The organism is Pantoea sp. 1B4 (assembly GCF_016925765.1).
Lineage (GTDB): Bacteria > Pseudomonadota > Gammaproteobacteria > Enterobacterales > Enterobacteriaceae > Pantoea > Pantoea agglomerans.
The window spans coordinates 2,005,277-2,019,598 of the sequence record NZ_JAEUWZ010000001.1; the positions used below are offsets into that span (position 1 = coordinate 2,005,277).

The 14,322-nt window shown below is 55.8% G+C and carries 12 protein-coding genes and 4 pseudogenes; 8 read left to right on the forward strand and 8 right to left on the reverse strand.

All coding sequences use genetic code 11. The annotated features are described in order from the left end of the window. Window positions 1–10: 10 nt before the first annotated feature. From JNO11_RS09840 to osmV, 3 genes are read left to right on the forward strand one after another with little or no spacing between them, the layout of a single operon-like run. On the forward strand, window positions 11–922 hold the full coding sequence (locus JNO11_RS09840) for a glycine betaine ABC transporter substrate-binding protein (protein ID WP_010670177.1): 912 nt from the start codon (window positions 11–13) through the stop codon (window positions 920–922). Window positions 923–931: 9 nt separating this feature from the next. Beyond that, window positions 932–1,579 carry an osmoprotectant ABC transporter permease OsmW gene (gene osmW / locus JNO11_RS09845; RefSeq protein WP_010244802.1) on the forward strand — a complete coding sequence of 216 codons (648 nt, stop codon included), beginning with the start codon at window positions 932–934 and terminating at the stop codon, window positions 1,577–1,579. Continuing rightward, complete coding sequence (osmV, locus tag JNO11_RS09850; RefSeq protein ID WP_010244799.1) at window positions 1,579–2,715, forward strand: osmoprotectant ABC transporter ATP-binding protein OsmV; 1,137 nt, start codon at window positions 1,579–1,581, stop codon at window positions 2,713–2,715. Before osmW ends, osmV begins: the two co-directional genes overlap by 1 nt. A gap of 430 nt (window positions 2,716–3,145) precedes the next feature. Here osmV and JNO11_RS09855 read toward each other — a convergent pair. From JNO11_RS09855 to JNO11_RS09870, 4 genes and pseudogenes are all read right to left on the reverse strand, one after another. Next, a pseudogene (locus JNO11_RS09855) lies at window positions 3,146–4,523 on the reverse strand (nucleobase:cation symporter-2 family protein). Between the two features lie 180 nt (window positions 4,524–4,703). Then, a complete protein-coding gene (bioD, locus tag JNO11_RS09860; RefSeq protein ID WP_033767301.1) occupies window positions 4,704–5,402 on the reverse strand; it encodes a dethiobiotin synthase in 699 nt (232 codons plus the stop codon). 113 nt (window positions 5,403–5,515) lie between these two features. Next, window positions 5,516–6,734, reverse strand: a pseudogene (locus tag JNO11_RS09865) (ROK family transcriptional regulator). A gap of 130 nt (window positions 6,735–6,864) precedes the next feature. Continuing rightward, window positions 6,865–7,759 (reverse strand): annotated as a pseudogene (locus tag JNO11_RS09870) (LysR family transcriptional regulator). Window positions 7,760–7,854: 95 nt separating this feature from the next. On the opposite strand from JNO11_RS09870, the gene JNO11_RS09875 reads away from it, so the two are divergent. From JNO11_RS09875 to JNO11_RS09890, 4 genes and pseudogenes are all read left to right on the forward strand, one after another. After that, on the forward strand, window positions 7,855–9,108 hold the full coding sequence (locus JNO11_RS09875) for an MFS transporter (protein WP_325177251.1): 1,254 nt from the start codon (window positions 7,855–7,857) through the stop codon (window positions 9,106–9,108). A 167-nt stretch (window positions 9,109–9,275) separates the two neighbouring features. Then, window positions 9,276–9,536: a hypothetical protein gene (locus JNO11_RS09880; protein WP_010244780.1), complete on the forward strand. Its 261-nt coding sequence runs from the start codon at window positions 9,276–9,278 to the stop codon at window positions 9,534–9,536. Between the two features lie 112 nt (window positions 9,537–9,648). After that, a pseudogene (gene cybB, locus JNO11_RS09885) lies at window positions 9,649–10,192 on the forward strand (cytochrome b561). 174 nt (window positions 10,193–10,366) lie between these two features. Continuing rightward, window positions 10,367–11,551: a sugar transporter gene (locus tag JNO11_RS09890; RefSeq protein ID WP_010244774.1), complete on the forward strand. Its 1,185-nt coding sequence runs from the start codon at window positions 10,367–10,369 to the stop codon at window positions 11,549–11,551. Window positions 11,552–11,613: 62 nt separating this feature from the next. On the opposite strand, the gene JNO11_RS09895 is transcribed toward JNO11_RS09890, so the two are convergent. Together JNO11_RS09895 and JNO11_RS09900 are read right to left on the reverse strand one after the other, a co-directional pair. Beyond that, on the reverse strand, window positions 11,614–11,871 hold the full coding sequence (locus tag JNO11_RS09895; RefSeq protein ID WP_010670183.1) for a YdgH/BhsA/McbA-like domain containing protein: 258 nt from the start codon (window positions 11,869–11,871) through the stop codon (window positions 11,614–11,616). A gap of 39 nt (window positions 11,872–11,910) precedes the next feature. Next, window positions 11,911–12,168: a DUF1471 domain-containing protein gene (locus JNO11_RS09900; protein WP_031592385.1), complete on the reverse strand. Its 258-nt coding sequence runs from the start codon at window positions 12,166–12,168 to the stop codon at window positions 11,911–11,913. Window positions 12,169–12,475: 307 nt separating this feature from the next. Here JNO11_RS09900 and JNO11_RS09905 point away from each other — a divergent pair, with 307 nt between their 5' ends. Continuing rightward, window positions 12,476–13,126, forward strand: a complete 651-nt coding sequence (locus JNO11_RS09905) for a TetR/AcrR family transcriptional regulator (RefSeq protein ID WP_010244765.1) — start codon at window positions 12,476–12,478, stop codon at window positions 13,124–13,126. A 47-nt stretch (window positions 13,127–13,173) separates the two neighbouring features. Here the strand turns inward: JNO11_RS09905 and rhaM are convergent, their stop codons facing one another. Beyond that, the gene (rhaM, locus tag JNO11_RS09910; protein WP_010670186.1) at window positions 13,174–13,488 is read right to left on the reverse strand and encodes an L-rhamnose mutarotase; all 315 of its coding nucleotides are present in this window, start codon (window positions 13,486–13,488) and stop codon (window positions 13,174–13,176) included. After that, the gene (rhaD, locus tag JNO11_RS09915) at window positions 13,478–14,320 is read right to left on the reverse strand and encodes a rhamnulose-1-phosphate aldolase (protein ID WP_022625622.1); all 843 of its coding nucleotides are present in this window, start codon (window positions 14,318–14,320) and stop codon (window positions 13,478–13,480) included. Before rhaD ends, rhaM begins: the two co-directional genes overlap by 11 nt. Window positions 14,321–14,322: the final 2 nt, after the last annotated feature.

Sequence of the window (14,322 nt, forward strand, 5' to 3'; positions counted from 1 at the left end):
GAGCTTTGCAATGCTAACGCGTTGGATTAAGAAAAGCGTTGTCGCGCTGACCGCGACACTGCTGTTAAGCCAGACGGCACAGGCTGCTGCACCGCTGGTGATGGCGACCAAAAGTTTTACCGAGCAGCATATCCTGTCAGCAATGACGGTGCTCTGGCTGCAGAAGAAAGGCTTCGAGGTGGTGCCTAAACGCAATATCGCCACCACCATTGGCCGTAATGCGCTGCTGAATAAGCAGATTGATATGGTCTGGGAATATACCGGCACCTCGCTGATCATCTTTAACCATATCAACCAGCCGATGTCTTCACAGCAGGCGTATGAGACGGTGAAAAAGCTGGATGCCAGACTGGGGCTGGTCTGGCTTAACCCGGCACCAATGAACAACACCTATGCCTTTGCCATGACCCGTGAACGGGCCGAAAAAGAGGGCATCAGCACCATGTCGCAGCTGGTTGCGAAGATTGAGCAGGTGCGTAAAACCGACCCGGATCATAACTGGCGACTGGGCCTGGACCTGGAGTTCTCGGGTCGTTCAGACGGCATGAAGCCGCTGCAGAAAACCTACAACCTGACGCTGGATCGCCCGCAGATCCGCCAGATGGACCCCGGTCTGGTCTATAACGCGATTCGCGACGGATTCGTGGATGCCGGTCTGATCTACACCACCGATGGCCGGGTTAAGGGCTTCAACATGAAAGTACTGGAGGATGATAAGCACTTCTTCCCAAGCTACAACGTGACGCCGGTTGTGCGTCAGGATGTGCTGGCGAGTCATCCGGGGCTGGATACCGCGCTTAATCAGCTTTCTGCGCAAATCACCGATGAGGCGATAACGGAGCTGAACAAGCGGGTCGATATCGATCATCAGTCACCGGAAACCGTGGCGCGTGATTTCCTTAAATCCAAAAACATGCTGTAAGGAGGCACTGTGGATACCCTTCACTACATCATGGATAACTGGAGCACCCTGCTCACCTTAAGCTGGCAGCACAGCTGGCTGGTACTGGTCGCGGTCGGACTGGCAATTGTGATTGGCGTGCCGCTTGGCATTCTGATCGTGCGTGTAAGATGGCTGGCAACGCCGATTCTCGGTATCGCCACCGTGGTGCTGACTATTCCCACCATTGCGCTGTTTGGTCTGATGATCCCGCTGTTTTCACTCATCGGTCAGGGCATTGGCGCGCTGCCGGCGATTACCGCCGTGTTCCTCTACTCGCTGCTGCCGATTGTGCGCAACACCCACACCGCGCTGGAGAATCTGCCGGACGGTCTGCGAGAAGCGGGCCGTGGTATCGGCATGACGTTCTGGCAGCGCCTGCGCTGGGTTGAAATCCCGATGGCGCTGCCGGTGATCTTCGGTGGCATCCGTACCGCCGTGGTGATGAACGTTGGCGTCATGGCGATTGCCGCCGTGATTGGCGCGGGCGGTCTGGGCCAGCTGCTGCTGGATGGTATCAGCGGCAGTGATATTCGTATGTTGATTGCCGGGGCATTGATGATCTGTCTGCTGGCTATTTTTCTTGACTGGCTGCTGCACCGTTTGCAGCAGGCGCTGACTCCAAAGGGGATTCGATAATGATTACGCTGGAAAACCTGACGAAAACCTTTACCCAGAAAAACGGCACGACCAATAAAGCCGTCGATAACGTCAGCCTGCACGTGCCAGCCGGTGAGATGTGCGTGCTGCTGGGACCGTCGGGCTGCGGGAAAACCACCACGCTGAAGATGATTAACCGCCTGATTCCCGCCACCAGTGGCCGGATCCTGATTAATGGCGAAGATACCAGTACACAGGACACCACCACCCTGCGCCGCAACATTGGCTATGTTATCCAGCAGATTGGTCTGTTTCCCAACATGACCATCGAGGAGAACATTACCGTGGTGCCACGCATGCTGGGCTGGAACAAAAAGCAGTGCCACGAGCGGGCTACCGAGCTGATGAGCATGGTAGCGCTGGATCCCACCAAATTCCTGCATCGCTATCCGCGAGAGATGTCCGGCGGTCAGCAGCAGCGTATCGGGGTGATTCGTGCCCTGGCGGCGGATCCACCGGTGCTTCTGATGGATGAGCCGTTTGGCGCCGTTGACCCGATTAACCGCGAAGTGATCCAGAACGAGTTTCTCGACATGCAGCGTCAGCTGAAAAAAACCGTGATGCTGGTGAGCCACGATATTGACGAGGCACTGAAGCTCGGCGATCGCATTGCGGTATTTGGTCAGGGTAAAATCGTGCAGTGCGCCAGCCCGGATGAACTGCTGGCGACCCCTGCCAATGAGTTCGTCGGCTCGTTTGTGGGTCAGGACCGTACGCTTAAGCGCCTGTTACTGGTGCAGGCGGGCGATGTGACTGACCAGCAGCCGACCATCACCGTCCGCCGCTCTACTCCGCTGGAAGAAGCCTTTGGCACCATGGATGAGAACGATATGCGGTCGATTACCGTGGTCGATGAGGATGGCAAACCGCTGGGCTTCGTGAAGCGTCGCGAGGCGCGTAACGTCAGTGGCCGCTGTGAAGAGCGACTGCACACCTTTAAGGTCACCGGTAAAGCGGAAGAGAACCTGCGCGTGGTGCTGTCAAAACTCTATGAGCACAACACGGTCTGGATGCCGATTGTCGATGAAGAGGGTCGCTACAGCGGTGAGATTTCGCAGGATTATATTGCGGATTACCTCAGTTCTGGTCGTACCCGCCGTCGTCTGAATCCATAATTTCGTCACCTAAATGGGTCTTACCGGCCCATTAAAACAGCAGATATAAGCAGATATACCCAAGCCTGGGTAAATCAGACAGCAACAAACAAGCTTAACGCGCAGGGAACCGGGTCAGAGGAGGAAAGCGTCCCGCGCCAGGACGGCGCGGGCCGAGCGTGCCACGGATGGCGGCTTTTGCGACTTTCCGATCTGACCCTGTTCCCTTCGCAGACTCCATCTTAAAGCCAGTTAAGTCACGGCCTGTCCTGTCTGTCAATTCAGGTAGTAGCTCAGGGAGCATACGCCTGTAGCAAAGACGCAAAAGATGCCATCCATGGCATGCTCAGCGCGGCCCATCCCTGGTCCGCGATGCTTTGATACAGGCATATGCTCCCATCGCTTTGGATTTTTGAGCCGTATGTGAGAGATACATCGGCTCTTCTGCTTTTTAGCTCTCCGTCAGCGTTTCCGCCTCCACCTCTGCCACCACAGGCGCCTCGTCCGGCAGCACCATGTTCAGCACAATCGCCAGAATACCGCCGGTCGTCACCGCATGACCAAACAGACTGTTAATCAGCGGCGGGAACTGCTTCAGCACATCCGGCACCGCCTCCACGCCCAGACCAATACCAAAAGCGATCGCCACAATCAGCATCTCGCGGCGACCCAGCGGCGTCTGGGTCATCACACGGATGCCCGCAGCAACCACGCTGCCAAACATCACGATTGTCGCCCCGCCCAGCACCGGCGGCGGGATCTGCTGCAACAGGGAGCCAATAAAGGGAAACAGCCCCAGCAGCGCCAGCATGATTCCCAGCAGCATACCGACGTAACGGCTGGCGACGCCGGTCATCTGGATAACGCCATTGTTCTGCGCAAACGTGGTGTTGGGAAAGGCGGAGAAGACCGCTGCCAGCACACAGCTCAGGCCGTCGGCGACAATGCCACCCTGCAACCGCTGCTGAAAAGGTTTGCCGGTGATCGGCTGCTGTGAAATCAGGCAGTTAGCGGTAAGGTCACCGACGGCTTCAATTACCGCGATCACTGACACCAGCGCGATCGGCAGGAAAATGGTCCAGTCAAAGGCAAAACCAAACCGGAAGAACGCGGGCAGCACCAGCCAGTTGCTCTCCGGCGCAACATTAAGTTGCAGATGACCGGTCAAGGCCGCGGCAACGCATCCCACCGCGATTCCGGCCACCACCGCCACCAGTCGCGCCCAGCGATTTCGCGAGCGGTTCAGCGCCACGATCACCAGCAACGTCAGCGCCCCCCAGCGCCAGATTTCCCGGCGATCCAAAATCTGTGGCGTTGTGCCCGCCCGCCCAGTCGGTAATGCTGACTTTTATCAGGCTGATGCCAATCAGGGTGATCACCGTGCCGGTCACCACCGGCGTCAGAACTTTGCGCAGCGAGCCAACGCAGCGGCTGATCAGAATCGGAATCAACGCCGCCACCAGGTTACAGCCAAACAGCATCGCCATAATCTCTTCCGGCGAACCACCGCGCCCTTTCACCATCAGACCACCCGAGAGGATCACCCCCAGAAACGCGAAGCTGGTGCCCTGCAGACAGATCATGCCCGCCCCGATGCCATAAAAGCGTCTGGCCTGCATAAACGTGCCTAAGCCGGAAACGAACAATGACATGCTGATCAGATAAGGAATATAGGCCTGCAACCCCAGAACGGAGCCAATAATCAGCGGCGGCGTGATGATTCCCACCACGCTGGCCAGCAGATGTTGCAGTGCGGCGAAAAACGCCGGGGCGGGGCCGATGCGGGCTTCAAGCCCATATAACAAACCTTTCTCGTGCGAGTGCGACATGATGGGGCTCCAGCTCAGTGTGATAAGCGGAGTTAATGCATTTTCTGCGCCATGACGCCACGATTTCGCGATATCCGAGCCAGGTCTTTCAATTCTAAATGGAAATAGTTAAAGACAGCCGACAACAAGCCTGAAACTTTAGGCTCATTGCCGACTCAGATGACTTAGTTTGTTTCATAATCAGGCGATCTTTGCACTCACAGCGTGCAGATTGTTCTGCTCCAGCAGAGAAATATCGATGTAAGGCGTCAAATCACGCTGTTCTGCACGCGGCAGATAAGGCAGCTCGCCCAGCAGCGGCGCACTAATTTTTTCACGCAGAATCTCAATAATATCGCTGTACTGCGCCAGTCCCGGATTGATGCGATTGGCCACCCAGCCCACCAGTGGCAGTCCATCCTGCGCTATCGCTTCTGCTGTTAACAGGGCGTGACTGATACAGCCCGACTGGATACCGACCACCAGCACCACCGGCAGCTGCTGCTCAACGACCCAGCAGGAGAGCGGACGTCCATCGTTCATCAGGCTGCGCCAGCCGCCGGTGCCCTCCACGACCACGCGATCGGCCTGCTGCGTCAGGCTGCTTAAGCCCTGTGTCAGCAATGCGTAATCAATGATCTGGCTCGGATGGGTGCAGATCTCCTCTTCCTGAAAGGCCAGCGGATTGATCGCCTGATAGGGTAAATCGATAGATGAAGCGCTTTGCAGAACCTGTGCATCTTTGTTACGCAGGCCGTCAGCGGTTTTGACCGCGCAGCGCGCGACGGGCTTGTAGCCGACGGCACTGAGCCTGGCCTGGATAAAACTTTGTAACAGGGCGCGTGACACCACCGTTTTGCCCACTGCGGTGTCAGTGCCGGTAACAAATAGTCTATTCACTCAACTTCTCCTCTCGAACCGTTGCGGTTAATCGGTGATTAACCTTGCTGCGAACCGGCATTTTAAGGAATGGAGGATGAGAACAGATTGCGTTAGCGCAAGATTAGGCCCGCTTAACCTTGCAACAGTTTCACTAACAGGTGTCCGTTATAGAGCGCGTCTTTGATCAGGGCTGCGCCGCCTAACGTTCCCGGTTCGCTAAATTCGGTAGGTGCCAGCTGGATACTCGCACTGTAGGCCGGGAGTGATTGCTGCAGAATGGTGTTGCTCACGGCCGGAAACAGCACATCCGCGGCGGCATTAAGGGGGGGAACCGATAAGAATATGTTGAGGATTGAAGATGTTGACCATCATCGCCAGAATCCGGCCAACATGATGACCCACGCTGGCGATGGTGTCGCGCGCCAGACGGTCGCCAGACTGCGCCGCCGCGCACAGCGACTCAAGCGTCAGCGGCTGATTATTGAGCAGGCTGTCGGGCTGGGCCGGCAGACGCTGCGCCGCCAGCGCCAGCAGACTGCCGGTGCTGGCCACGGTCTCCAGACAGCCATGATTACCGCAGTAGCACTGCTGGCCATACGGGTCGATCTGAGTATGCCCGATCTCGACCAGCGCCCTGCCACTTTTATGCAGCAGCTGACCGCCACTGATCACCCCGGCTCCCACGGTTTCATCAATCACAATCTGAATCACATCCTGCGCCCCACGTGAGGCACCAAACAGCGACTCCGCCAGCGTCCAGGCTGAAATATCGTGCTGCACAAACACCGGTAAGCCGGTTCGCGCCGCCAGCGCATCGCCCAGCGGCATATCGCGCACCTCATAACCCGGTAGCCGATGCACCACACCTGACGCGGCGTTGATCAGCCCTGGCAATGTAATGGCAATGGCCGTAAGACGTTCCAGTTTCTTCTGATGACGAATAAAGAAGGCATCAACCTGTTCAATCAGCGCGGTAAGTAACGGCTGAGCAGACTCATCAGGCAGCGGCAGGCTCTCTTCCACCAGTTCCTTGCTGCTGAGATCGCGCAGCGTAAACGTCATGGCGCCGCGATGCAGGCGAATAGCCAGATAGTGCCAGGCGTCGGTATCCAGTATCAGGCCTATCGCCGGACGACCACGACTGCCGGGATCCTGAAACTCGGTCTCCTGCACTAAATGTGCGTCCAGCATTTCACGCACAATTTTGGTAATGCTGGCCGGAGCAAGCTGGGCACGGCGGGAAAGTTCGATACGCGAAATGGGACCATAACGGTCAATTAATCGATATACGACACCTGCATTAGTCTGCTTGATCTGGTCAATGTGGCCAGGTTGACTGTCCGGATTCACAACCCTGCTCCCGGTTATTTTCGCGCTTCTAAATAAACATGCGCCATGGTGAGCCAGATCCGGCGACAGCGTCAAATATTTGATTAGAAATGTGATTTATCGCACAGATTGATGCGGTGTTGCCCGCGCATCAGGGCCGGTTTCGCCGCAGCAACGCCATCATGTTTTCCATCTGCGCATTTATTTCGCGTCCGGCTGACCAGACCAGCCACAGCTCTGAAATGGCATCCTCTTCCGTTAAGGGCAACCAGACCAGATCGGCCAGCCGCGCCCGTCGAAATGAGGCAGGCAGAATGGAGACGCCTAACCCGGTTGCCACCAGCCCCAGTATGGTCATCGCCTCACCCACTTCCTGAGTAATAAAGGGCTTGATATGGTAGCGGTGCAGCAGCGCCAGAATATCGCTGTAGAGCGCGGTTCCGCCCTGAGGATCAAAGAAGACAAAGGGTTCCGCCGCCAGGGCAGTGACAGAGATTTTATCGGCGTCAGCCAGCGGATGCGCCTTATGCACCACGGCATAAAGCGGCTCACTCAGCAGCAGCTGATGACGCAGATCGGCGGGAAGTGGCGTGTTGCGCATCACGCCAAGATCGAGCCGTCCATCATGAAGCGGTGCCAGCTGCTGGCGGGTATTAATCTCCTGCATCTGAATATGTACCTGCGGCCAGCGCTGACGAAACCGGAATAGCGCGTCAGAGACCACGGCGGTAAACGGGGCCGAGGAGGTAAAGCCAATCCGCAGCTCCCCCCTCTTCACCACGATGCAGGCGGGCGGCGCGATCGGCCGCCTGCTCGACCTGCAACAGAATCGCGCGGGCGTCACTCAGCAGTTGCTGTCCGGCAGCGGTAAGCTGCACGCTGCGGTTAGTGCGATTGAACAGCCTTGCGCCCGTTTCTGTTTCCAGCTGAATAATCTGCTGGCTGAGCGGCGGCTGAGAAATGTTCAGTCGCTGGGCCGCCCGCCCGAAATGTAATTCTTCCGCCACTGCAACAAAGTAGCGCAGATGACGCAGTTCGATATTCATATCTTAAACGTCTCATTTGAGATTATTAATATATTAGACATCATAATGCCGCTTTCCTAAGCTGACGACAGGTTTTCTAAATTTGAGGAAGATGTGTGAGTCGCTCAACACATGCTGTCACAGTGGATGAGAAGGCGGTCTCTGCGCCGCCAGAGTCAGTTGCCGCTTCAGGTCATATCCGCCGGGATTCGCCACAGTTTATGCGCGTGACGCTGGCGCTTTTCTCCGCCGGGCTGGCGACCTTTGCCCTGCTCTACTGTGTGCAGCCGATTCTGCCGGTGCTGTCACAGCAGTTTGGTATCTCTCCGGCAACCAGCAGCCTGTCGCTCTCCATCTCGACCGGCCTGATGGCGCTGGGCCTGCTGGTCACCGGGCCGCTCTCTGATGCTATCGGTCGTAAATCGGTGATGGTCACAGCCCTGATGCTGGCCGCCATCTGCACGCTGATCTCGGCTACCATGACCAGCTGGCACGGCATTCTGATTATGCGGGCGCTGATGGGATTGTCGCTGAGTGGCGTGGCGGCGGTCGGCATGACCTACCTCAGCGAGGAGATGGATGCACGGGTCGTCGCCTTTTCCATGGGGTTATATATCAGCGGTAACTCGATAGGCGGGATGAGCGGTCGACTGCTGAGCGGCGTATTGACTGACCTCTTCTCATGGCGACTCGCCGTGGCGGTGATCGGCTGTTTTTCGCTGGCCTCGGCGCTGATGTTCTGGAAAATCCTGCCTGCGTCGCGCCATTTCCGGCCCATTACGCTGCGTCCGCGTAATCTGCTGATTAACTTCCGGCTGCACTGGCGCGATCCGGGCCTGCCCTGGCTGTTTGCCGAAGGATTCCTGCTGATGGGAGCCTTTGTCACCCTGTTTAACTATATTGGCTACCGTTTACTGGATGCGCCCTGGCATCTCAGCCAGGCCGTGGTCGGACTGTTATCAGTGGTCTACCTCACCGGCTCATGGAGTTCGCCTAAGGCGGGCGCGCTGACCAACCGGTTGGGTCGGGGACCGGTGATGCTGGGTGCTACCGCCATCATGCTGCTGGGTTTGCTGATTACCGCCTTCAACTCCCTCTGGCTGATCCTGCCTGGGATGATGCTGTTCACCGCCGGTTTTTTTGCCGCCCACGCGGTCGCCAGCGGCTGGATTGGCCCCCGGGCGCGCCGGGCACGAGGCCAGGCCTCTTCGCTCTATCTGTTCAGCTACTACGTGGGTTCCAGCGTCGCGGGTACGCTGGGTGGCGTGTTCTGGCATAACTTTGGCTGGAGCGGGATTACGCTGTTTATCAGCGTGCTGCTGATCCTGGCGTTACTGGTTGCCTGGCGTCTGCACAGTAAAAAACTCTGAGAACGTCTTCTCATGCCAGGCCTGGCTTCTCCTGCGGGCCTGGCGGTTTATCACAATAAACGCGCTATTCAGAGCCACAGCAAACAAAATGCAGGTTTCCCGCTATAATCGTTTTTATTGTAATAATTCATCTGCTTTGCCTTTTAACACGGCAACAAGGAACGCCTGTGGCTCTCTACTACTACGTCAATAAACAATCAGGATATAACAATAATCATGTGGTTCATGCCGCAGGCTGCCCCCATCTTCCCGACATCGATAACCGTATGTTTCTGGGCAGTTTTTACCATGTGAATGCCGCCATCCTGCAGGCTAAAAAATATTATGCTGGCGCAATCGGCTGTGAAAACTGTTGTCCTCTCAAAAATGTTGACCAGCAGGCCACCCAGCTCAGCGTGGCCCTGAAGCACACCCCGGCTTCGCGTTAATCTGATCCACCTGGTAAGGGGGGAAAAATTTTTCCCGCTGCGCTAATTTGTTAAGAATTACCGCTGTTTTCCGTTATGTTAATCTTCCTGATTCTCTTTAATGGAATGCACAATGCGGGATAAGTTTGCGCGCGCTCAGATAGCCCTTCACTGGCTCACCTTTTTTACTGGTGGTGACGGCCTACGCCACCATTGAACTGCGCGGTTTTGCACAGCGCGGATCCTGGCAGGGTTATGCCATGATCATTACCCATTTCAGCGCCGGCGCGACCATCCTGGTATTGATGCTTGCCCGCCTCTTTTTACGCACACGGCATCGCACACCGCCCATTACTCCCGCTCCGCCGCGCTGGCAAACCGGGCTGGCACATCTGACTCATACCCTGCTCTATACCCTGTTTATCACTCTGCCGATCCTCGGCCTGACATCGCGTTATCTTAAAGGTCGGGAATGGTGGCTGTTTGGCATCAGCATGCCGGTCGCGCCTGAACCTGACTTTGATATGGCGGATATGCTGATTGGCTGGCATGAAACCCTGGCACCGCTGGGTTACTGGCTTATCGGACTGCATGCTGCTGCCGCACTGTTCCATCACTATCTGCTTAAAGACAATACTCTGCTGCGAATGATGCCCGCCCGGCGTCGCGGTCAATAACCTCAGGCTATCGCCCTGTGATGGGGCGATAAAAAAATTTCAGCATTAAAAGGCGTTTATAAGGTTTCTCTTCCCGCTTTATTCACTACAATGGTCAGTAATTTGTGACGCAGGTCACTTTCGCTGGATGTTTCTGCCGCATCCGATTCGCTGTACTGACTGACTTGACTCCTCATGCAACCAACTACTGTTTCACGTAAAACTGCCTGGCTACGCGTGGTATTGCTGGCCATCGCCGCCTTTGTATTTAATACCACCGAATTTGTGCCGGTTGGCCTGTTGTCTGACATCGCTGCTGACTTTTCAATGCAGACGGCTGACGTCGGGATCATGCTGACCATCTATGCCTGGGTGGTCGCACTGCTCTCACTGCCGCTGATGCTGCTGACCCGCAATATTGAGCGACGACTGCTGCTGGGTGTGTTGTTCCTGATCTTTATCGTCAGCCACGTACTTTCTACCGTTGCCTGGGATTTCCGGTCGCTGATGGTGTCACGCGTGGGTATCGCCCTGTCTCACGCGGTGTTCTGGTCGATCACCGCCTCGCTGGCGATTCGCGTCGCTCCGGCCGGTAAGAAAACTCAGGCGCTAAGTATGCTGGCAACCGGTACCGCGCTGGCGATGGTGCTGGGCGTGCCGATTGGCCGCGTGGTGGGTCAGTATCTTGGCTGGCGTACGACCTTCGGCGCGATTGGCCTTTCGGCACTGGTGCTGATGATTATGCTGGTGCGCATCCTGCCGCGTCTGCCGAGTGAACATACCGGCTCGCTGAGCAGTGTGCCGATGCTGTTTCGCCGTCCGGCGCTGGTCAGCATGTATCTGCTGGTGACGCTGGTCGTTACCGCGCATTACACCGCTTACAGCTATATCGAGCCCTTTATGCAAACCGTGGCCCATTCCAGTGGCAACTTCACTACCCTGCTACTGCTGCTGTTTGGCTCTGCGGGCATTGTGGGTAGCGTACTGTTCAGCACACTCGGTAATAAGTTTCCCTCCGGACTGCTGATTGCGGCCATCGCGCTGATCACCCTGTGCATGGGCCTGCTGATTTTTGCTGCCGTTCGCCCTGCGGCTATCTCAACGCTGTGCGTTGTCTGGGGAATGGCGATGATGATGATCGGACTGGGTATGCAGGTGCGGGTGTTGTCGCTGGCACCGGATGCCACGGATGTGGCGATGTCGCTGATGTCCGGTATCTACAATATCGGTATCGGCGCGGGTGCGCTGCTGGGTAATCAGGTCAGCCTGCATCTGAGCATGGCGGAAGTCGGCAATGTCGGCGGGATGATTGGCCTTGTGGCGTTACTCTGGTGTGTTTATATCTTCCGTCGTTATCCACAGTTACGCAGTAACGGATAATAAAAAAAGGCTTCAGATAAGCGGGTTATCTGAAGCCTGTTCAGGGTTATTTACCGATCACTTTATCTATAAAGAACGGCTGTGCCATGCAGGTTGTTGCTGCCAGAGGTCGAAGTGATGCGGAAAGACTTTGCTCCTGCATCGCTGGCCTTTTCTGACAGCTGCTGCTCCAGCGAAAGCAGATTAGTACTGCCCGTTGCGCTGATAACACCGATTTTTTGCTGATCCAGCGGTGTGCTGCTGACCTGCTGGGCCGCTACGCTGGCAAATGACAGACCACTTAGCACAGCCGCCACGACCATCATATTGATACTTTTCATAACGAACCCCTTCTCACTTATTCTGTTGAAAAACAAAAATTACTGATAAATCACAGCCGTGCCGTGCAGTTTGTTCTGGCCGCTGGTTGAGGTGATGCGGAACGATTTCGCACCCGCTTCATCCGCTTTAGCACTCAGCTGCGCTTCAACAGAAGACAGATTGGTGCCGCCCAGTACAGAGATGGTGCCAACTGGCTGCTGATTAACAGGTTCGCTGGTCACCAGGTCAGCGGCAGATGCGCCAAAAGTCAGAGTAGTCAGTGCCAGCGCTGCCAGGGTGGTTTTGATGTTTTTCATAATAATCTCTCTATTCAATATTGAAATTCGGTTGGTCTGAATGGGTTGTCACTATTTAATTAATGACCGTTAAACAAATGATAGACCCCGATACGGTTTGTCGTCAACATTTATTTAATGAGCGTTATTTTATTCGGTAAGTGGCGTGATTATGGGCTTCAGCCTCTTTTCTGACTTAACCTAAGGGGCTGTAATAATGCGCTGGCGCACAAAATGGCAACCCCTGCCGGCGACATCCACGCCAGGCCTTGCACATTTTTATAATGATCGGTAATTTAATAGGGTGTTTTACTGTCAGTGAGGATGTATGAGTCAGGTTCAGGATTGCGATGTAAAGAAATGCCGCGGCCGACCAAAAGTGTTCGATCGCGAAGCAGCGCTCGATAAAGCTCTGACCCTGTTCTGGACGCACGGTTACGAGGGAACTTCTCTTGCCGATCTGGTGGCCGCAACCGGCGCGAAAGCGCCAACCCTCTACGCCGAGTTTGTTAATAAAGAGGGGTTGTTTCGCGCGGCGATGGAGCGCTATGTGGAGAAGTTCAGTGCATGGCGTGAAGCGGCATTGGGCGATGACCAGTTACCGGTGGATCGGGCTATTGAAGCCTATTTCCGCGCCACCGCGGCCTGTTTTACCGAACGCGACTCTCCCGGCGGCTGTTTCTTTATCTGCACCTCGACCGCCCTGTCGGCGGCTTCAGCAGAGATTGCCACCATGCTGCAACAGCAGCATCAGTCGCAGGAGCATGTGTTAAAAGATTTTCTGCTGGCGCGTCAGCAGCGTGGCGAACTGAGTGCGTCAGTAAACATTCCCGCGCTGTCACGTTATCTGAGTTGTATGCTGCAGGGCATGTCGGTGCGAGCGCGTGAAGGCGTTGAGCGTGACGATCTGGAGAGCATTATTGATACGCTGATGGCGATGTGGCCGACACTCACCGGCCTGTGTCAGGCTAAGCGTTAAAAATATCAGGGCGGCGATGCCGCCCTTTTCATCTTTTATTCCCGATTTTATTCCAGAAAGAAAACCGGTTTTAACGGCTCACTGATCGGGCTGTTATCTGCATTAGACGGCATCAGATCTTTCATTGATGCCCACCAGCGCTGACAGACCTCCGTTTCCGCCACCGCGTTCCAGCGCTCCTCAGATTCAATCTCAACACTGGCGAACAGCAGATGCCGCTCGGCGTCCAGCCAGATGGCATAGTTGTGCGCGCCGTGCGCTTTCAGGGTTTCGGCCAGTTCTGGCCAGATCGGTGAGTGCCGACGCTCATACTCTGCATGGCAATAAGGATTCACCTGCATCACAAAGGCTTTACGCAGCATTAGCAGGCCCTGCATCCAGCGCCGGTTGCCACGGCTTCACACCAAAGCGCTCACCCAATGCAACCAGCTGTTCTGTGGTGATACTCTGACGAATACCGCCCATCGACAGCACTTTGACGATCACTTCTGACGATTTCTCCGCCGTATCAATCAGACCAAAAGTCTCATCGAGTGTCGGGCCCGTGCCAAAGACACCGTGGAATGGCCACATCACAAGGGTATGTGACTGCATCTGTCCGGCGGTCGCGGTGCCGATTTCATCGGTGCCGGGTACCATCCAGGGTAAAACACCCACACCGTCCGGGAACACCACCAGACATTCGGTACTCCCTTCCCACAGCAGGCGGGTAAAGCGGGCGGAATCCATCTCAACTACATAGCTTAAGGCCATAAAGTTGGTAGCGTGACAGTGCATGATCACCCGGTCTGCACCCTTGCTGACCGCTTTACGCACCGCGTGAGACTGAAAGTGTGACGCCAGCTCGGAGGTGGGCAAACCGCCATTCGACAGGCCCCAGTGAATTTTATAAGAGAGCCCTTTGTCATCGACCTGCAGCAGTGCCAGACAATCCGCCGGATCAAGCTGGACATTACGCATGAATTTTCCTGACCCGGTCACCAGAAACCAGTCGTTCGCCAGCGCCGGCGCGGGTTGTGTCAGCTCAATACAGCGCGGTTGCAGGCAGAAATCAGCGGCAAAAGGTTTAACCTCCTCTTCCAGCAGACGCAGGCTGACGTTGCCGCCATTACGTTCGTCCCAGCCCTTCAGCCACATATCGCTGGTTGCTTTGACCATTCCCTTAACAAACCCGGAAGAAAGAATGCTTTGCATAG

What these genes read in the sequence shown, in the direction of transcription:
- JNO11_RS09890 (WP_010244774.1), top strand. Translation starts at nt 10,367, where the DNA reads ATGCAACCAACTACTGTTTCACGTAAAACTGCCTGGCTACGCGTGGTA.
- JNO11_RS09895 (WP_010670183.1), bottom strand. Translation starts at nt 11,871, where the DNA reads ATGAAAAGTATCAATATGATGGTCGTGGCGGCTGTGCTAAGTGGTCTG.
- rhaM (WP_010670186.1), bottom strand. Translation starts at nt 13,488, where the DNA reads ATGCTGCGTAAAGCCTTTGTGATGCAGGTGAATCCTTATTGCCATGCA.
- osmV (WP_010244799.1), top strand. Translation starts at nt 1,579, where the DNA reads ATGATTACGCTGGAAAACCTGACGAAAACCTTTACCCAGAAAAACGGC.
- JNO11_RS09900 (WP_031592385.1), bottom strand. Translation starts at nt 12,168, where the DNA reads ATGAAAAACATCAAAACCACCCTGGCAGCGCTGGCACTGACTACTCTG.
- JNO11_RS09840 (WP_010670177.1), top strand. Translation starts at nt 11, where the DNA reads ATGCTAACGCGTTGGATTAAGAAAAGCGTTGTCGCGCTGACCGCGACA.
- rhaD (WP_022625622.1), bottom strand. Translation starts at nt 14,320, where the DNA reads ATGCAAAGCATTCTTTCTTCCGGGTTTGTTAAGGGAATGGTCAAAGCA.
- JNO11_RS09905 (WP_010244765.1), top strand. Translation starts at nt 12,476, where the DNA reads ATGAGTCAGGTTCAGGATTGCGATGTAAAGAAATGCCGCGGCCGACCA.